At 47.9% G+C, this 20,246-nt stretch carries 15 protein-coding genes; 6 read left to right on the forward strand and 9 right to left on the reverse strand.

Going from position 1 to position 20,246, the window contains the following annotated elements; all coding sequences use genetic code 11:
• Positions 1-62: 62 nt before the first annotated feature.
• The 5 genes from dapD (at position 63) to PK654_RS12245 (ending at position 5,345) form a co-directional block, all read left to right on the forward strand.
• Complete coding sequence (dapD, locus tag PK654_RS12225; RefSeq protein ID WP_271696051.1) at positions 63-1,094, forward strand: 2,3,4,5-tetrahydropyridine-2,6-dicarboxylate N-succinyltransferase; 1,032 nt, start codon at positions 63-65, stop codon at positions 1,092-1,094.
• Positions 1,095-1,290: 196 nt separating this feature from the next.
• The gene (locus PK654_RS12230; RefSeq protein WP_271696052.1) at positions 1,291-2,427 is read left to right on the forward strand and encodes a sugar diacid recognition domain-containing protein; all 1,137 of its coding nucleotides are present in this window, start codon (positions 1,291-1,293) and stop codon (positions 2,425-2,427) included.
• Positions 2,428-2,543: 116 nt separating this feature from the next.
• The gene (locus tag PK654_RS12235) at positions 2,544-3,680 is read left to right on the forward strand and encodes a glycerate kinase (RefSeq protein ID WP_271696053.1); all 1,137 of its coding nucleotides are present in this window, start codon (positions 2,544-2,546) and stop codon (positions 3,678-3,680) included.
• A gap of 250 nt (positions 3,681-3,930) precedes the next feature.
• Positions 3,931-4,932 (forward strand): substrate-binding domain-containing protein, encoded by a 1,002-nt coding sequence (locus PK654_RS12240; protein ID WP_271696054.1) that lies wholly within the window; start codon positions 3,931-3,933, stop codon positions 4,930-4,932.
• Positions 4,932-5,345 carry a C-GCAxxG-C-C family (seleno)protein gene (locus PK654_RS12245; protein WP_271696055.1) on the forward strand — a complete coding sequence of 138 codons (414 nt, stop codon included), beginning with the start codon at positions 4,932-4,934 and terminating at the stop codon, positions 5,343-5,345. The genes PK654_RS12240 and PK654_RS12245 overlap by 1 nt, the downstream gene beginning before the upstream one ends.
• Before the next feature lie 58 nt (positions 5,346-5,403).
• On the opposite strand, the gene galM is transcribed toward PK654_RS12245, so the two are convergent.
• The 9 genes from galM to PK654_RS12290 form a co-directional block, all read right to left on the reverse strand.
• Positions 5,404-6,462 (reverse strand): galactose-1-epimerase, encoded by a 1,059-nt coding sequence (galM, locus tag PK654_RS12250; RefSeq protein ID WP_271696056.1) that lies wholly within the window; start codon positions 6,460-6,462, stop codon positions 5,404-5,406.
• 30 nt (positions 6,463-6,492) lie between these two features.
• Positions 6,493-7,647: a galactokinase gene (gene galK, locus PK654_RS12255; RefSeq protein WP_271696057.1), complete on the reverse strand. Its 1,155-nt coding sequence runs from the start codon at positions 7,645-7,647 to the stop codon at positions 6,493-6,495.
• Positions 7,648-7,706: 59 nt separating this feature from the next.
• Positions 7,707-8,762, reverse strand: a complete 1,056-nt coding sequence (locus PK654_RS12260) for a UDP-glucose--hexose-1-phosphate uridylyltransferase (protein ID WP_271696058.1) — start codon at positions 8,760-8,762, stop codon at positions 7,707-7,709.
• A 53-nt stretch (positions 8,763-8,815) separates the two neighbouring features.
• Positions 8,816-9,826 (reverse strand): UDP-glucose 4-epimerase GalE, encoded by a 1,011-nt coding sequence (gene galE / locus PK654_RS12265; protein WP_271696059.1) that lies wholly within the window; start codon positions 9,824-9,826, stop codon positions 8,816-8,818.
• 331 nt (positions 9,827-10,157) lie between these two features.
• Entirely contained in the window at positions 10,158-13,289 is a 3,132-nt protein-coding gene (locus PK654_RS12270; protein WP_271696060.1) for a beta-galactosidase, read from the reverse strand.
• A 12-nt stretch (positions 13,290-13,301) separates the two neighbouring features.
• Entirely contained in the window at positions 13,302-15,419 is a 2,118-nt protein-coding gene (locus tag PK654_RS12275; protein ID WP_271696061.1) for an alpha-galactosidase, read from the reverse strand.
• Between the two features lie 156 nt (positions 15,420-15,575).
• Positions 15,576-16,802, reverse strand: a complete 1,227-nt coding sequence (locus PK654_RS12280) for an ABC transporter substrate-binding protein (RefSeq protein WP_271696062.1) — start codon at positions 16,800-16,802, stop codon at positions 15,576-15,578.
• Between the two features lie 194 nt (positions 16,803-16,996).
• Complete coding sequence (locus PK654_RS12285; RefSeq protein WP_271696063.1) at positions 16,997-17,848, reverse strand: carbohydrate ABC transporter permease; 852 nt, start codon at positions 17,846-17,848, stop codon at positions 16,997-16,999.
• A complete protein-coding gene (locus PK654_RS12290) occupies positions 17,848-18,768 on the reverse strand; it encodes a carbohydrate ABC transporter permease (RefSeq protein ID WP_271696064.1) in 921 nt (306 codons plus the stop codon). The genes PK654_RS12285 and PK654_RS12290 overlap by 1 nt, the downstream gene beginning before the upstream one ends.
• Before the next feature lie 303 nt (positions 18,769-19,071).
• Here PK654_RS12290 and PK654_RS12295 point away from each other — a divergent pair, with 303 nt between their 5' ends.
• Positions 19,072-20,157, forward strand: a complete 1,086-nt coding sequence (locus PK654_RS12295; protein ID WP_271696065.1) for an ABC transporter ATP-binding protein — start codon at positions 19,072-19,074, stop codon at positions 20,155-20,157.
• The last annotated feature ends 89 nt before the right edge of the window (positions 20,158-20,246 follow it).

The following is a 20,246-nucleotide window of genomic DNA, read 5'->3' on the forward strand; positions in this document are numbered from 1 at the left end:
TGCTGACGGCTCTCTTTATCATGGTCGCAACAAAATCAGACAGTTCATTATATGGAGATATCATGGCTTACTTTTCTCTTGCATTTGGTAGCGCGACCAAAAACCGCGACGGTAAAATCATCGAAGCTTTCTTCCCTAGCCCGGTACTTAACCCGAGCGAGTCTCTGGTTGCCGCTCTGGCACAAGTTTCCGGCTACAAAGAGGGAAATCAGGCAATTGAAATCAGCAATGAGCTAAGCACTGAAGTAGCAAACGCATTTGCAGCTAACGGTGATATTGCTAACGCAGCTTTTGCTGAAAAAGCCGCCTCTTCACAAGCACCGTTAGTACTGGTCATTCTGCAATCCGATGACAAACCACAGTCTGTTGCTGAAGGCTTCCTTAAACTACAGCTTATTTCACAGCGCCTTGTGCAGCCACACGGCACAGTTCTGGATGGCATTTTTGGTCTGCTGCACAATATTGCATGGACCAATCAGGGCCCTATCGACCTTCCTGAACTGGCTGATCGTCAGATCGAAGCACGTCTGGCTGGTGAAGTACTCTCCGTAGACTGTGTAGACAAGTTCCCGAAAATGACCGATTACGTGGTTCCGGCCGGTGTCCGTATTGCTGATACTTCACGTGTACGTCTTGGTGCTCATGTAGGTGAAGGCACCACGGTTATGCACGAAGGCTTTATCAACTTTAATGCCGGTACTACAGGCGTAAGCATGGTTGAAGGTCGTATTTCAGCAGGTGTAGTGGTTAACGACGGTTCAGATATCGGTGGCGGCGCCTCAATTATGGGTACTCTGTCAGGCGGTGGTACTGTTGTGGTTTCTATCGGTGAAAACAGCCTGCTTGGTGCCAACGCCGGCCTTGGCTTCCCACTGGGTGACCGTTGTACTATCGAATCGGGTTTGTATGTAACTGCCGGTTCGAAAGTTGCCATGCTGGACGCAAACGGCGAGCAGGTTGAAGTCGTTAAGGCCCGTGATTTGGCTGGTAAGCCAGATCTTCTGTTCCGCCGCAACTCAGTAACAGGTCAGATTGAGTGCCTGACCAATAAATCTGCGGTAGAGCTAAACAGTGAACTGCATAGTAATAACTAACTGTTGCTGAATATGAGTCACTATGGCAAATAGCGAACACAAACACATGTAACACCATTCATGATGTTAAAAGAGGCTGAAAAATCAGCCTCTTTTTTATTCCGGGCACACTATTCTGTATCACCCTTACACTCTTCTAGACTTTTAACCAGCCAGTCGCTATAACATCACCATTACCCCACTATCTCCGGCAGCTATGATTTTAGACCATCAACTGGCTCAGCAAATTGTCGATCGCACTATGGCGATCATCGACAACAATATTAATGTGATGAATCAGGCCGGAATCATTATTGCCAGCGGAGATAAGCAGAGAATCGGTGAACTGCACGATGGAGCCTTACTTGCACTTAAACGAAAGGATACCGTAGAGGTAACCCGGCAGAGCAGCGATGCTTTAAAAGGTGTAAAACAAGGGGTTAACCTGCTACTAAAACACAATGACGATATTATCGGTGTAGTTGGTATTACCGGTGACCCGGTGACACTGAAAAATTACGCCAGACTGGTAAAAATGACCGCAGAGATGGCCATTGAACAAGCCAGCCTCACCGAGCAGCTGCAATGGGATAAAAGACACAAACAAGAGTTGATTGTAAGCTGGATTAACAATCAACTCTCCGCCAGCCAGCTGGAACATCAGGCTAGCATGCTGGAGATAGATGTCGCTTCTCCCCGGCTGGCAATACTAATTAAAGTTACCGCCCCTTCCGTTGCACAGCAACAAAACGCCGTAAGGCAACTTATCGGCCTGTTAGAGCGAAACGAAACATCTTCCCTTATTGCTATGATCTCCCTTGATGAAGTGGTTCTGCTTAAGACATTGCCAGCAAAACCAGAAGCAGGAGAACAGCAGCTGCTGGAAAAACTCTACCGACAAATTAGCCAGAGTCTTTGTTACCAGTTTAAGCTGGCTCTTGGCCAGAGCTTTGCTGACGCTTCACAGCTGCACCTTGCCTTTAAAAGCAGCCGTCAGGTAATGGCATTCGGCGAATCACATTTCCCCTCTAAGCAGTGTCACCTGTTCAACGACTACCGTATGGCAATGTTGATATCTCCTATTAAAAATCAGTGGCAGGAGAAGGAGCTTATGCTTCCTTATCAAAAACTGATTGCCTGTGATACAAACGGCCAGCTACAAAGAACCCTCAATACCCTGTTTGAACAGAGCGGTAACCTGAAGCAGTGCGCTGAAACTCTATCGATTCACCGCAACACCCTCAGATACCGGCTTGCAAAAATTGAGCAAGTTACTGGTATCGATACTTCTGATTTCTCTGGTCTGGTTGAACTTTATCTTGCCAGCCAGTTAGCCAAACTTCAGCAAGATTAACAAAAGGCACAAAAACAAGACATAAATAACCTTATTATTTATTAATTTGCACAGTGTATTTATCTCTGTTCTGTCAGACACTATTGCTACTCCCCAATTAAACAGACGGAAATATCATGAAAGTCGTTATCGCACCAGATTCATTTAAAGAGAGCCTCTCCGCCAAAGAAGTTTGCCAGTCCATTGAAAACGGACTTAGACGTGTGTGGCAGGACGCCGAAATCCTTCACGTTCCTGTTGCTGATGGTGGTGAAGGTACTGTTCAGTCTCTTGTAGACGCGACAGCCGGCCATCTGGTTGAGCTACAGGTTCAGGGGCCTCTGGATGAAAAGGTTGATGCGTTCTACGGTATTCTCGGCGACGGAAAAACCGCAGCCATTGAAATGGCAGCAGCCAGCGGCCTTCATCATGTCATCCCGGAAAAAAGAGACCCGAAACTGACTTCCAGCTTTGGTACCGGTGAACTAATCCGCCACGCTCTGGATAACGGTATCAATCGTCTTGTTATTGGTCTTGGCGGCAGTGCCACCAATGACGGCGGTATCGGTATGCTGACGGCCTTGGGTGCCCGTTTCTTAGATAGTTACGCTAACCCGGTAACCGCCAATGGTGCTGGCCTTAACCAGGTTGACTCTATTGATGTTTCCGCACTGGACAGCCGTCTGGCAGAGTGTGAAATTATGATCGCCTGCGATGTGGATAATCCCCTTTGTGGTGCTAGTGGCGCATCTGCCACATTCGGCCCTCAGAAAGGCGCTACTGAAGCAGATATTAATCTACTGGATGCCGGTTTAAAAAATCTTGCCGCTAAGGTTCAGCAGCAGTTAAACCGTAATATTCTTGATGTACCGGGAGCCGGAGCCGCCGGTGGTATGGGTGGCGCTTTCCTTGGCTTTACTGACGGACGCTTAAAGCCTGGCATCGATATTGTTGTAGAAACCGTCGGTTTGGAAGAGAAAGTGATAGGCGCCGATCTTGTTATTACAGGTGAAGGCCGAATTGACTGGCAGACGGCACACGGTAAAACGCCTATGGGAGTAGCTCAGGCTGCAAAGAAATATAGCATCCCGGTTATCGCCATTGCCGGTTGTGTAGGCGATGACTATCAGGCAGTTTATAAGTGCGGCATTGATGCAGTATTTACCGCACTGCCGCGACCAATGGATTTACCGGCCGCTTTTGCAGAAGCATCGGTAAACCTTGCTAATCAGGCTGAAAATATTGCCCGCACTTGGAGCGTAGCAAACCGTTAATCTGCACAGGGATACAGCTAACAGGCTATCACTTTGTACAAGGTGATAGCCTTTTTTATCGCCCAAGGGTATAAAAGAAACGTTTACACACCATTATTTTCTTTATAATCATTTAGTTACAATAAGTTTTATGATGTGCGACACTTGTCGTTGCGTTATTTTCATACACATAGTTTAATAACAGATATTAATAACTTCCCTACTTTCTGCGACTTAGCTGACCCGCAGAAACAATAGCTGTAAGGTAACTATGGCCACAATTAAAGATGTAGCAAAAGAGGCCGGTGTCTCTGTTGCAACGGTTTCCCGGGTGATAAACAAATCACCGAAAGCGAGTGCTGCTTCCGTAGAGTCGGTAAAGAAAGCCATGAGCAAACTTGGTTACCGCCCTAATGCCAATGCCAGAGCTTTAGTTAATCAGAGCACTAATACCGTTGGTGTACTGGTGGGTGATGTGTCTGACCCCTTTTTCGGCACCATGGTCAAGGCGATAGACACCATTGCTCAAGCCAATGGCAAACATATTCTTATTTGTAACGGCTATCACGATCCCGCTTTAGAAAAAGAAGCCATTGAGCTACTGATTAACAGCCGTTGTGACTCACTTATTGTCCACGCCAAAAGCTTGTCTGATAAAGAGTTAATCGGCTTTGCCAAAGAAGTAAAGGGAATGGTGCTGGTAAACCGCTTTATTCCTGAGTTAGCGGATCGCTGTATCTCCCTTGATAACCAGAAAGGTGCCTATCTGGCCACTGAGTTTCTTATCCGTCATGGCCATAAGAACATCGCTTGTATCGCCTCATCTCATCAAATTGAAGATGCCGATGAACGTATTAAAGGCTATCTGGCGGCCATGCATGACAATGGCCTTAAAGCACCAAAAAGCTATATTGAGTATGGCGAACCTAACAGTGAAGGAGGCGAATACGCCGCAACTAACCTGTTAACCAAATCTGTCCAGTTTAGTGCCGTAGTGGCCTATAACGACTATATGGCCGCTGGTGCTATCTCCGTATTTGAGGAGAACGGTATCCAGTTACCGAAGCAGATGTCTATTATCGGATTCGATGACGGCTTGATCGCCCGCTATGTCCATCCTAAACTCACTACCATCCGCTACCCGATTCAGCTGATGGCTGAGAAAGCGGCAAAACTCTCATTGTCCCTCGCCAAAGAAGAGGATATTGAGCCCGAAGCCAATCGCTTCTCACCCACCATTGTGAGGCGCGACTCTGTAGAGAAGACCAGTTGATGAAATCGAAACAAGCTGCACACTATTTTCATGGCGAAGAGGGCTACAACTGTGCTCAGGCCGTACTGAAAGCCTTCCAGCCGGAATCAGGTATGTCAGAACTGACAATTCGATCTGCAACGGTTGCCGGAGGCGGGCGGGCTAAAGATGGTGTGTGTGGCGCCCTTTACGCGGCTCAGATTATTCTGGGACCGGGTGACGCCAGTGATGAAATTACGGAGTCTTTTCAGAAAAATACCGGTTCAGTCCGTTGTAGTGATATCAGAAAAACGGAATGTGGCTGTCGTAACTTTGTCAGCATGGTCAGTGAACTGACAACACCTTATCTGGAAAAGGTGGACGGTGAAGATGAAGAATACCGCAGCTCCAGAGAGAAAAGAGAGGTAGAAATGCTTCCTCAGGTAAAGGAGTAACAAGGCTAACCCGTTTCTGCTTAAACAGGTTAGCCGGTTGTTTAAAAATCCAATTGGTTTAAAACTCAAACTTATAGCTGGTCTGTGAGTGATATTTCTCCCCCGGCAGCAGAATACAGCTCGCTTGCGGCCACTCAGGGTGGTTAGGCGAGTCAGGCAGAAACTGAGTTTCAAGAGCTAACCCTGCGTAGTTCTGATACATCTCTCCACGACGATTTGGCTCCCCTTGCATCCAGTTACCGCTATAGAGCTGAACAGCAGGCTTATCAGTAAACACCTCCATACTAACCGCTCCGTCTTCCGTTATTACTTTGGCAATATAGTCGCCAGCATCGACAGTTTCCGGATTCAGCAAGAAAGAGTGATCATAACCGCTGACATTGCGTTGCTGCTCATCGGACATTAGATCCTTTGCAATCGCTTTAGCAGTACGAAAATCGAAACTGGTGCCCGAGACCTCTTCCAACCCGCCGAGCGGAATACCGTTCTCGTTGGTCGGCAGATAGTAATCGGCCTTAATCTCAAGTTGATGGGACAGACAGTCGGTCTGAGAATCTTCCCCCATCAGATTAAAATAAGCGTGATTAGTCAGATTACAAGGAGTCGCTTTATCAGTACTACCCTGATAGCGGATAATCACTTCATTCTGCTCTGACAAGGTATAACGAACCTTAACCTTAAGGTTACCGGGGAAGCCTTGATCGCCATGAGGCGAGTAATGGCAGAACTCTACAAAGTTTTCACCCTGACTATCCACTCTCCAGCGATATTTATCAAACCCCTTTACGCCGCCATGCAGAGTATTTCCGGCATGATTAACCTCTAGCTGATACTGCTCACCATCCAGTTCAAACTGTCCGCCGGTAATCCGGTTAGCATAACGGCCTGCTGTAACGCCCATGTAAGCTTTCATACTGCTAAAGTCTTCCATGTCGGATGTGCCCAGCAGTACTTCTCTTTCTTCTCCGTTAACCGGCAGAGTACAGCTTAACCAGGTTGCACCGATATCCATCAGAGTGACGGACATGCCTTGGCTGTTAACCAACCTGAATAATCTGGCAGGCTGGCCGTCAAAGGCCACCTGCTCAGTCATTGTTTCCAGTAAACTTGTTGCCATAACGGCTCCCTACTTTAGCCCGGGCTCAGGTTACTTGACCAAGCCGGCACCATCTTTTGCTTTGCAGATATAGATGGACTCTTTTAGTCCAGTTGCAGCCTGATAGCCTTCCTCTACTGCCTTGATTACGTTATCAACCAGTGATGGCGGAACCAGAGAAACAATACAGCCACCAAAGCCGCCGCCGGTCATACGTACACCGCCTTCATTTCCGATAACCTCTTTTACCATATCCACCAGGGTATCGACTTCCTTAACGGTAATTTCAAAGTCATCACGCATAGAGGCATGAGACTGAGCCATCAGCTCGCCCATACGTTTAATATCACCACGGCTGAGTGCCAGCGCAGCTTCTTCCGTACGGTCATTTTCAGTAATAACGTGGCGGGCACGTTTAGCCACCAGCTCGCTCAACTCACTTTCACGGGCAGTAAATTGTTCAATGGAAACATCACGCAGTGCCTTAACACCAAAAATACGTGCGGCTTCTTCACACTGTTCACGACGGGTGTTGTATTCGCTATCTACCAATCCACGCTTCTTGTTCGAGTTGATGATCATTACCACCATATCGTCAGGCATAGAGACGGCTTTAGTTTCAAGACTTCTGCAATCTATCAGCAAGGCATGGTTTTCTTTGCCTTCTGCAGAAATCAGCTGGTCCATAATGCCGCAGTTACAACCAACAAACTCGTTCTCTGCCTGCTGGCCATTCAGGGCAACTTCTGCCTGAGAAATATCAAGCTGGTAAAGCTCTTTAAAGGTCTGACCGATAACCACTTCCAGCGCTGCAGAAGAGCTTAGCCCGGCTCCCTGAGGAACGTTGCCGCTGACAGAGATATCTGCACCATTAAAACGATAACCACGCTCCAACAGACATTTAACCACACCGCGGATATAGTTTGCCCACATACGATCCGGCTGAAACTCAATCGGCTGAGTAAGATCAAACTCATCAACTTCGTTGCCATAATCAACGGCGATTACCCGCACTATACTGTCATCACGCTTCGCCGCAGCAACTAGGGTCTGGTAATCGATAGCACACGGAAGCACAAAGCCGTCGTTATAGTCGGTATGCTCACCAATAAGGTTCACCCGTCCCGGCGCCTGAATTTCATGGCTGGCCTGATAGCCAAACACCTGACTAAAGGCTGCATTTACACTGTCTGTTAAAGTCATCATTGTCATATCTCTTCTATCTTTTGCGGCCCGCGCCAATAAAGCGCAGGCCTTAAATAGCGTTACTTCTGTTCTTTATAGTGCACGTCACTAAGGTCTCTTAGCCTTTGTGCTGCCTGCTCTGCTGTCAGATCACGCTGTGATTCAGCCAGCATTTCATAACCCACCATAAACTTACGCACCGTGGCGGAACGAAGTAGAGGCGGATAGAACAAGGCATGTAGCTGCCAGTGATCCGTATCCGTGCCTTCTTCAAAGAAAGGCGCATAGTGCCAGCCCATTGAATAAGGGAAAGAGCACTGGAACAGATTGTCGTAGCGGCTAGTCAGCTTTTTAATCGCCAGTGCAAGGTCATCACGCTGCTCGGAAGAGAGCTCACTTAGTCTGCGGATATGTGTCTTAGGCAACAACATGGTTTCAAACGGCCATGCCGCCCAGTAAGGAACAACGGCCAGCCAGTGTTCTGTTTCCACCACAGTACGCTCACCATCTTTCATTTCCGCCTGAGCATAGTCCAGCAGCAAGTTACTGCCGTATTGCTGGTAATAAGCTTTCAGGTGCTGCTCTTTTCGCTCGATTTCATTTGGCAAAAAGCTGTTGGCCCAAATCTGACCGTGTGGGTGAGGCTGAGAGCAGCCCATGGTTTCACCTTTGTTTTCAAAAGCCTGTACCCAGATAAAGTCTTTACCCAGCTCTTCGATCTGTTCATCCCATGTATCAACAACGGCACGAATTTTATCGACCGGCAGTTCAGGAAGCGTTTTGCTGTGATCAGGTGAAAAACAGATCACCCGGCTAAGGCCGCGTACACCTTGCACTTTAAACAGAGGATTGTCTGACTGAGGAGCATCCGGAGAATCAACCATCAGTGCAGCAAAGTCATTTGCAAACACATAAGTCCCTTTGTAGTCCGGGTTTTTATCACCGGAAACCCGGCTGTTACCCGCACAAAGAAAACAGTTTTCATCATAAGCAGGCAGCTGTTCCGTTGCCGGCTTTTCGTCCTGACCACTCCATGGGCGTTTAGCCCTGTGAGGTGAGACTAAAATCCACTGTCCTGTCAGCGGGTTATAACGACGATGAGGATGATCTACAGGATTAAATTTCATATCAGACATACTAGTTCTCAATAAGATAGATTTTCCGGCCGCCGGGCTGGCAGCCGGAGGAATTAGTACCCTTTAGGATTTTTTGACTGCCAGTGCCAAGTATCAGCGGTCATCTCTTTTACGCTGCGGGTCGCTTTCCAGCCCAGCTCTTTCTCGGCCTTCTCGGTACTTGCCCAGCACTCGGCAATATCGCCCGGACGGCGTGGACAAATCTCATAAGCCACCGGTTTACCGCAGGAGTCAGAGAACGCCTGTACCATTTCAAGAACACTGGAACCTTTGCCCGTACCTAAGTTATAGATATGCAGTCCGGCTTTCTCACCAACAGCGTTAAGGGCAGCAATATGGCCGTCAGCCAGATCCATAACATGGATATAGTCGCGTACACCTGTTCCGTCGGGAGTCGGATAATCGTCTCCAAACACCGATAATTTTTCCCGTCTTCCGACAGCAACCTGAGCAATAAACGGCATCAGATTATTCGGGATACCCTGAGGGTCTTCTCCCATTGTTCCTGAAGGATGAGCACCTACAGGGTTAAAATAACGCAGCAGAGTAATGCTCCAGTCCGGCTGAGCTTCAAAGAAGTCACTCAGTACACCTTCCACCATATATTTACTACGGCCGTACGGGTTTGTGGTGGCACCAACCGGTGAGTCTTCTGTAATAGGCACCACTTCCGGATCGCCGTAAACCGTCGCAGAAGAACTAAACACGATACTTTTAACTCCGGCTTTACGCATAGCACGGACCAGTACCAGTGAGCCGTTTACATTGTTGTCGTAATACTCCAGAGGCTTGGCGACAGATTCACCAACCGCCTTAAGACCGGCAAAGTGAATAACGGAAGAGATGCTGTGTTCGCTGAAAATGCTATCCAGCAGAGATTCATCACGAATATCTCCCTGATAAAACACCGGACGGGATCCACTTAATGCTTCGATTCTGTCCAGTACCTCAGTTTTACTGTTACTCAGGTTGTCTACAATAATGGGCTCAATACCGGCTTCCAGCATTTGTACACATGTATGGCTGCCTATGTAGCCCATTCCGCCTGTCACTAAAACTTTCACATTCGCCTCTCTTCGCATGACTTGCATGCAATTGGTTTAATCTATAACTGCTGCTTTATAGAACAGTATGAAGTTTAGAGTCTATCCGTTCGATATGCTGTGATCAAAATCAAAGTTGTGTAAACGTTTCCACAAAAAATCACATTTAGCCTTAATTGATAATAATGCGGTTAAAACAATAACTAACAAAACACTTGCTGGACTTAGGCTTGAAAAGAAAAGAAAAATGATGCTGTTAAGTGTAACGGTTTTCCTTATAACCCCTGTTTTAACTTTCACTTAATCAGCCGGCATGCCGTTTATAAGCAGCCGGCTGAGTGACTAATTTCTGCTAATCGTTACTCACAGCAAAACTAAGCTGGTAGCGATAACATTTTTGCTCAACAAGAAACTCCTTATGAACACTCGGGCTCCATGAGTCGTCTCCGCCAACGCCCATATGCTGATGATCTAAGCGCAAATACAGATGTGGCTGTTCCGTCAGCTCTACCGGATGCTTAGCTTGTGCCAGTTGCTGCTGAGAATAGCGGCTGACAGAGAAATGGAAATCTCCCTTAACCGCTAGCTTTCCGGCTTGCAGGTTTGTGGTATGACATCTCAGACCGTTATCTGTCGGGAATATATAAGGGGTAAACAATTCATTCACTGAGCTTTGATAGTAACCAACCCTTGCAGCCGATAGCCTGTCCGGATAGTTCTCCCATGGGCCGAGACCATACCAGGCAACACTGTCACCCAGAGAAGCACTCACTGCCATCTCGACACCGATACGCGGCATAGGCGGCAACTGTTCACTTAACTTCACTTCAACATCCAGAGTGACCTTGCCAGATTGATCCAGCCTATAGCGCCATTCCGTTATCGCCATCAACTGTTCACCATAGCGGTAGGCAAAACGGCTACACAGCACTACTTCATCACCACGATGTGAAGCAATGCAACTAAGCAGCTCTTTCTCCCAGCTTCCCAATCCAACAGACTGCCAGCGGGTCACCCAGGCATTAGGATCGACAAAATCAGCCTCACTGGTGCCGATATCGTTATCCAATGGTGCACGATAGAAGTTATCTCTCAGTGGTTCTGAAAGCAAAGATTCACCATCGCTGCGCCACTGCGACAGCTCTCCGGTCAGTTTAGACCAGCACCACTGCTGCTGCCCCAGAGTAACCAGCCATTGCTGTGGCTCTTCCCTAAGCTCTATCTCTGCCAGCTTCCGACACCCTTTATCAATAACAAGGCTGGCTGGGTTATCAACCTTAAATTGCTCAGTGGCGACAACATGCCCTTTCTCTGCCCACGCTGTATCTTGTTGCAGTTTTACATCCAGATTCAGGTAGTAGTCACAACCCGCTTTTAACGCATAGTTACACTGAATCGCCCACATCTGCTCTGAATCTGCACTCAATGGTAATGTATCGGCATCCATTGCTACCGGCATACCATCTTCAAGTAGAGTCCAGACAAAGGATTCATTATCACTGCTGCGGAATAGCTGTTCATTGGTTACCGAAACCTGCCAGCTCACAGAGTCTGATTTCTGCTCACAGGTAACCTGCTTAAACTGATACGGCTGCTGACAATATTTCACTTCCATCAGGGTCGGGTGCGGCGTTCTGTCAGGAAAGATCAAGCCATTGATGCAGAACTGGCGATCATTTTGCTTATCATTAAAGTCACCGCCGTAGCCCCAATAGCTCTCGCCTTCGGGAGTGGTTTTGCTTATTCCCTGATCTACCCAGTCCCAGATAAAGCCGCCCTGCAGTCGCGGATACTGACGGAATGCCTGCCAGTACTTATCAAAACTGCCTAAGCTGTTACCCATGGCATGGGCGTACTCACACAGAATCAGAGGCCTGTTTTCATCTGGCATACTGATCCACTTTTTAATCGCCCATTTAGGCACCGCAGGAAACGGCTGGTCCTGATCCACTCTGGAATACATAGGACAGATGATATCTGTTGCCGCTGAATCGGCACCGCCCCCTTCATACTGCACAGGGCGGGAAGGGTCACGATCCTTAGCCCATGCATACATAGCATTATGGTTACTACCCTGCCCCGACTCATTACCCAGCGACCAGATAATCACGCTGGGGTGGTTTTTATCCCTTTCCACCAGCTTGGTAAAACGCATCATATAGGCGGCGGCCCACTGAGGATCGGCCGATAAACGTTCCATAGGGAACATGCCATGAGTTTCAATATTCGCCTCATCCACCAGATAAAGTCCGTATTGATCACAAAGTTCATACCAACGGGGATGATTGGGATAATGAGCAGTTCGCACCGCATTAAAATTTGACTGCTTCAGTAAACGAATATCAGCCAGCATGCTCTCTTCATCAATAGCATGGCCTTTTAGCGGATCGTGCTCATGGCGGTTTACCCCTTTAATTAACAAGGGTTTTCCGTTAAGCATCAGTTGGCCGGACTTTATTTCAACCTGACGGAAACCAACGTCATAGGCCTCTATATCCACCACCTTATTTTCAGCGTCACGCAAGGTAATTACGCAACGGTAAAGATTTGGTGACTCTGCACTCCAGAGCTTAGGCCGTTCAATACCGAGGGAGAGGAACACCTTATCGTCCCAGCCCCCTTTCTCATCAACAATACGGTTCTGAACAGAGGCACTGGCCAGTTCGGTTACCGGCGTCAAGCCGTCGAACAGCTGTATCTGAACCTTATGCTCAGCCGTTGCCTGAATGGTCACTTCAGCACTCAATTTGCCATCACGGTAACAGGCATCCAGTTGCGGAGTAACAAAGACATCAAGGATCTGATGATGGGGTTTAGAGAGCAAGGTTACATCACGGAAAATACCACTCAGCCACCACATATCCTGATCTTCCAGATAACTGCCGTCACTCCAGCGCAGCACCATTACCGACAGGCTGTTTTCTCCCGCTTGTACAAAATCAGACAGATCAAATTCTGCCGGTAACCGGCTGTCCTGAGAGTAGCCGACCCAACGGCCGTTACACCAGAGATGAAATGCTGAGTTTACTCCGTCAAAGATAATGCGCGTCTGCTGCTCAAGTTCCGCCTGACTCACCTCGAAACGGGTGCGGTAACATCCCGTTGGGTTATCTTTAGGTACATAGGGAGGATTGACCTCAAAAGGGTATTTGATATTGGCATAAATAGGGTTATCAACTTTCCCGTCACCAAGCTGATTAAGAGATTCTCCCTGAAGTTGCCAGTTAGAAGGGACCTCTATTTTATGCCAGTGGCTATCATCAAATCCGGGCTGAATAAATTCCGCCGGCACCACTTCCGGCTGTGGGTATAAAAAAAAGTTCCAGACACCGTTCAGGCTCACCCGGGAAGAGTTCTCCCCCTTCAAGGCGTGCTCCTGAGTAACATAATGGTTCAGCGGGCTATGTCCTGCCAGTTGGTTATGCTGAAATGCCAGCGGGTTTTCCCAGTCACGACGGGCAATTACAGATTCAAAACTTGTCATAGAGGTTACTCCTTATACCGCTGTTATATAAATAAGCATGGCGGTTTCCGGATCTTGTACCGGCATAGCTAATCCAACTTCATTCAGTAATTCACCACTGAGCTCGCACTCCTCTTCCATCCATTGCGGCAGTTTTTTCATCAGAGATTTACTCGACTCAGGAAATTCAACCACCTTAACCCGGTAGCGCCGGTCATTTTGCAGGTAACTTAGTTTTACCGGCTCAGGCAAGGCAAAGTCAGGCATACGCAACTGGCATACGGTCAGCAACATTTCATGGTCATTTTTCACACCATACACATTTCTGCTGCCATCATGGCTATCAAGATAAAACTGCTCACCAGAGTGAAGCAGATCCCGGTAACTTTTATGCAGCCCGATATAGCGGGAGAAACGTTCCAGCTCCTGCGGGCTCTCCTTAACCGGATCCAGTTCTACTCCCATATGGCCGCCCAGAGCCGTGATACCTCTCAGGTTAATATGGTGTTTACGCCGTGTAGTATGGCTCTCATAAGGACCGATATGGGCACCGGTCACTTCCGGCGGGAAGAAGGTACTCATCCCTTTCTGAATGGTTTGTCTTTCCAGGGCGTCGTTACAATCTGAAGTCCAGAATCGCTGAGTCCGCTTAAGTACTTCAAAATCTATCCGGCCACCACCAGACGCACAGGATTCAATCTCCACCAGAGGGTGTTTCTCTGACAGCTTATCAATCAACTGGTAGTAAGCTTTGGTCTGGCCGTGCACCGCCGGCGAGCCGAGATGAGCCGGCTGTACCAGCTCGCGGTTCATGTCCCATTTCAGGTAACCGATATTGTATTGGCTCAATAGATCATCCAGACAGCGGAACAGATAACGGAAACAGTCAGGATTTTGCAGATCCAGCAGATACTGCCAGCGGCCACTTGGCTGAGAATAGCCTTCAATACCTAACAGCCACTCAGGGTGATTACGGTAGAGTTGCGAATCTTTATTGACCATCTCAGGTTCAACCCATAATCCAAACTCCATACCGCATTGGTTGACATGCTCAATAACAGGTTCCAATCCATCAGGGTATTTCTCCTTATCGAGGTACCAGTCTCCCAGTGCAGCTCTTTCACCATCACGGCCGACAAACCAGCCGTCATCGATAATAAAACGCTCAACGCCTATCTCTGCTGCCTGTGTTGCCATCTGCTTTATGTATTCAGGGTTATGGTCAAAATAGATACCTTCCCAGGTGTTCAGATGTACCGGACGGGTTTGTTCTGCAGGGAAACGGACAATATGCTGGCGGACGTGGCGGTGAAACTGCTGGCGAATTCCGTTTATACCGCTCTGGCTGTAACAGGCGAAAAGTTCAGGTGTGGTATAGCTTTCTCCCTTTTCCAGTTGAACCTCACCGGGCAGAAGAAGCTCTGCCAGCTGGGCAAACCGCCGGCCGTCACTTTTAGTTTCACAGCGGATCTGATGGTTGCCACTCCAGCCAAGATGAAAACCCCACACTTCGCCGGCCTGCTCGGTAAAGCCGTCACTTCCCATCAATACTCCGGGGAAATATTCGTGCGAGGTTCTGCCTCTGCGGTTCTCCTGAACAAATGCACCGTGATCCAGTTTAACCCTCTGACTCTGAAACTCCCGGCTCCAGCGACCGTAAAAGCTCATCGCTTCACTGGCTCTTAACGGCAACGGCAGCGTATTAGCAAGATGGGCAAGCTGGTAGCCCTGCTGCGACAAGTTGGTCAGAGTCATGCTCTTTTTCAGTACGCCGGAATCACTCAGGGAGAGTTCAATAACCAACTCAATCTCTGCCTGCTCATCACTACAGAGAAATCGCACCTGATTATCTTTTACCTGTTGAGAAACCGTTTTAAACACCGGAGCCCAGTCCAGCGAGCGACCCGATTTATCACTGCGGAAACCTTCGATTCCCGGCTTACTAAACAGCCCGCGACCATTTTCCGGGCACAGGGTCAATGGGATATCCATATCCAGACGCGCCTGTGGCACGGCTCTCTCTGCCATGGTAAACAGGGACTCATCGACACTGGAAAGCGGTTTACCCCAGTAGATAATTTGCGGGAAAGGTTGAGGGTTAATAACAAGGCTGACTTGCCGGCAGCGCATATGAACGGGTTGACTATCCATAATCTTCTGGCCTGAGTTTGCGGGAAATAATAATTGAATTAATAAACTGGATACTCCCCAGTTCGCTAATCAAATCACTATTCTCACGATGAAAAAATTGCTGTTGAGTGGAGTGACTGAAAAAGCCGTGGCATTACACCACGGCTTGAAGTGAGCTTATTTAAACTCTCTCTTACGTACTTTTTCCAGACGGTTAAGGATGCTGGTCAAACGCTCAGGTTTCACCATAAATTCCTGGAATCCTTTCATGCCTTCTTTCGCCATTGCCGGAGAAGTATCACGGTCATAGAACTGAGCTGTACCTGCTGCTGAACCCAGCATAGTTACCCCTTTGTTCAGGAACTCATTGTCTTTAGCTTTGGCTTTACTGTTAGTCGGAATCTGCAGCATCTTCTCATTGATTAGCTGCTGAGTTTCAGCGCGGGCAACAAACTCAAGGAACTTACGGGCGTCAGCTTTGTTTTTCGCCTTGCTAGGGATATGGATAGTATCCATAGGCGCATCTTCTGCCAGAGGAACTGAAGCGTCGATCACAGGGAACTGGAAGAAGCCCATCTTACCGTCAAGCTCTTTCGGGAAACTCGGCGTGATAAAGTTACCAATCAGGTACATGGCGGCTTTACCGTTATACAGGAACGGCTGCGCTTCCTGCCATGAGTATGAAGCGTGGTTATCCAGATAGTAGCCAGGCTCAACCAGCTCTTTCCAGTTTTCAAAGGTCTTCTTAACACGCTCATCGGTATAAGGAACCTTTCCGTCCATCAGCTCAATATGGAAGTCCAGACCATTGGTACGCATATTGATATAGTCAAACCAACCCGCTGCGGTCCACAGATATTTGGTACCGATAGCAAACGGAGCAACCTGATTCTTCTTCAGAGTTGCTGCTGCCGCTTTCAGCTCTTCCCATGTCTTCGGCTCTGCAATGCCGTACTTCTCAAACAGGTCTTTGCGGTAGTAGACACCCCACTGATAATAAGTGTAAGGCACACCCCACTGCTTACCGTTTACCGTCATTGCCGGTGCCGCTGACTTAAAGTCCTGCTGCATATTGTTTTCAGCCCAGATATCACTGACATCTTCAAACAAACCGCGGTCAACAAAGGTTTTCATACGGTTACCGGCATACCAGAACACCACATCCGGCGGAGAAGTCACCAGCCAGTTACGTATGGTTGTCTTGTACGCTTCGTGGTCATACAGGTTGTACTTAACCGTGATGTCAGGGTTCTCTGCTTCAAAACGTTTAACGATTTCCGCCCACGCCTGCTTTGGCGCAGGGTCAGAGGCATCCGAGTTAATCACCAGAGTCCCCGCGTAGGAGGTTGCTGACAGAGTTGCCGTTAGCATTGCTGAGGTGGCAATGTGTTTCACATATTTCATATTGAGGTCCTTGTTATTAGAGCCTGAGCTCATGTTGGTCCAACTAATTATGTTTTAGCTTTCATTTCTCAACGACTGGGTTAATACACTGAAACCATTGCTTTTCATTGACAGTTGAAGCCAGTAATACGGGCAAGGTTTCTGGTATCAGTACAACGTTCGGCGGGCTGGCATCCTCTGTCAGCCCTGTCCGATTACCCTTTGGTTGCACCTAAAGTTAATCCTGCAATAAAGTGGCGCTGCATAGTAAAGAACAGCACTACTGGCGGAATCGCTGCGACAACCGCACCGGCAGACATAAACTGCCATGATGCCAGCCACTGCCCCTGCAGTGAGCTCAACCCCGCCGTAACCGGACGTACTTCATCACTCTGCACCAGTACCAGTGCCCAGAAGAAGTCGTTCCAGATAAAGGTAAATACCAGCACAGACAGTGCAGCCAGAGCCGGACGTACCAGCGGCAGAACTACGTGCCAGAAGATTTTCCACTCGTTCACCCCTTCTACCCGCGCCGCTTCTATCAGGGCATCAGGAATACCGACGATAAAGTTACGCATAAACAGGGTACAGAAGCCCGACTGGAAGGCGATATGGAAAAAGATCAGTGCCCAGTGAGTGTCATACAGACCAAAACTGATGGTCAGGTCCCTCACCGGAATCATCAGAATCTGGAAAGGTACAAAGTTACCAGCGATAAACATGGCAAAAATCCAGATATTGGCTTTGAAGTTATATTTCGCCAGCGCAAAGCCCGCCAGAGTTGAAAGAGCGACCGCACCTGCTACCGCCGGAAGCGTGATCATCAGGCTGTTCAGCAAGTATTGCCCCATAGGAGTGGCTGTAAATACCTGAGTGTAGTTCTCAATAAACTGAATCTCACTCGGCCAGCCCCAGTAGTTACCTTTGTTGATATCTTCCATCGAGCGAATCGAGGTCATCATTACGGCAATCAGAGGCAACAGCCACATCACAATAGAGATAGGCAGAGCGACGCGATAGCTGATATTGGTAAAGCGTCCTGATTTTTGAATTGGTTGCGGATACATTATTTTTCACTCCTCAACATACGCCACAGGAAGTAAGCGATATAAACATCCATGATTAGGAACAGAACAACAGAGACAGCAGCACCGTAACCCATACGATAGTTAAAAATAGACTCTTCATACATCTGGTAAGCCAGTACCGTAGAGCTGCCCCACGGGCCGCCGGCCGTCATGGTGGCGACAAGGTCAAAGGAACGCAGAGCTCCGATTACGGTAACCACAATTGCGATAAAGGTGGCCGGACGAAGCTGAGGAATCACTATGTACCAGAGCATCTTTAGCTTTTTAGCTCCGTCAAGACGTGCAGCTTCCAACTGCTCCGGGTCCAGATTGTTCAGACCTGTAAGGTAAAGAATCATGCAGTAAGAGATTTGCGGCCAGAGGCCGGCAACGATAATGCCGTAGGTGACATACTCCTCATTGGCCAGAATAGAAATAGGTTCGATACCAAACCAGCCAAGGGCAATATTAAGCAAGCCGAAGCTCGGGTCATAAAACCACGCGAACACCAAACCTACTACCACCTGAGAAATAACAAAAGGGAAGAAGAACAGCGACTTAACCACCCGTATGCCTCTAACCTGCTGGTTAAGGAAAAGGGCTATCGCCATACCGATAGGGGGCGCCAGCATAAAAAACACCAGCCATAAAAAGTTATTTTTCAGAGAGGTATAAAACGCTTCTGAGTCGAATAGCTCCTCGTAGTTCGCCAGACCTACCCAGGTTTTCTCACCCAGTCCATCCCAGTCATAAAAACTGAGCAGGATACTGTCGATGATCGGATAAACCACATAGATGGCAAATACCACCATGGCGGGGGCTAAGAACAGCCAAGGCGATAACTTAGAACTGACTCGCCTTTTCTTACTGACCGAAGGCATACGGTTCTCCGGGTATATCGTTTTCACTGAAGGCTCCATTTTCCGACGCTCCCACTAAATTTGCCGAATTTATATACACTGGAATTCTGCTTCAAATATCGCTGATATAAGTTAGTTACAGCCATAGTTTCGACAGCTTACGAATTTATAATAGAACCGGGGTAGAAAATTTGCACAGCCAAGATGTCATTTTGTAAACGTTTCCACAAAAAACGATCAATATCGTGTAAGAAGTATGACAAAGATCAACAATTCACATTCCTCTGCTAACAAAACTTAACAAAACGAGTATGTTTTATACAAACACAGAGCAACCGCCAAACTGCAACAAAGGAGTCAGTAATGGCAGACATTACGTTAAAGAAAGTCATTAAACGTTTTGGTGATGTACAGACCATTCATGGTGTAGATCTAGAGATTGAAAACGGCGAGTTTGTTGTATTTGTCGGCCCGTCAGGTTGTGGTAAATCCACTTTGTTACGTCTGGTTGCCGGACTGGAAGAGATCACTGAAGGTGAGATTCATATCGGAAATACACTGGTTAATGATGTTGATCCCGCCGAACGTGGGGTCGCCATGGTATTCCAGTCTTATGCTCTCTATCCGCATATGACGGTGGAAGAGAATATGGGATTCGGCCTGAAAATGAATGGGGTACCGGCCGAGCAAATCGAAAAACAAGTTTCTATGGCAGCCAAAACTCTGCAACTGGACCATCTGCGCAAAAGAAAACCAAAAGAACTTTCCGGTGGTCAGCGTCAGCGGGTAGCAATCGGCCGTGCCATTGTGCGTAATCCTAAGGTATTCCTGTTTGATGAACCTCTCTCTAACCTGGATGCAGAACTGCGGGTAGAGATGCGTCTGCAAATAGCCAAACTGCATCAGGAACTGCAAAACACCATGATTTATGTAACCCATGATCAGGTAGAAGCCATGACGCTGGCGGATAAAATTGTGGTGCTTCGTGACGGGCGTGTTGAGCAGGTCGGCTCACCATTAGATCTGTACCACAAACCTGCCAATGAGTTTGTGGCCGGATTTATCGGCTCGCCGAAAATGAACTTTATTCCGACCACGGTTAGCGCGGTAAATGAGCAGAGCATTACCCTGACCACCTTAGATAATCAGCAGTTTGAGGTAGCCAAACCTGAGCAGACAGTGGCCGTTGACGAGCAGATCACCTTTGGTATCCGCCCTGAACACCTGCTTATTCATAATGAAGGAGAAATCAAAATCAACTTCCAGAGTGAAGTGGTAGAAAGACTGGGTAACAGCACCTATATGTTTGGTCAGTCATCAGGTGTCGACAACTTTAAAGTACACCTGCCGGGCGATCAGGCAGTAAACAGTTTTGAAAAGGTCGCCCTGAGTTGTGCAGGCAGTGATGTACACCTGTTTAATTCTGATGGTGTCTGTATCACCAGTTAAGAAATTTGTTTGGGTTACAAGGTTGGTATTTTTCTCTACGTTTTGGCGGACATTGATGTCCGCCTTTTTTTGTCTGATATAAAACAGAA

The sequence above is a fragment of the Vibrio sp. SCSIO 43137 genome (assembly GCF_028201475.1).
Classification (GTDB): domain Bacteria; phylum Pseudomonadota; class Gammaproteobacteria; order Enterobacterales; family Vibrionaceae; genus Vibrio.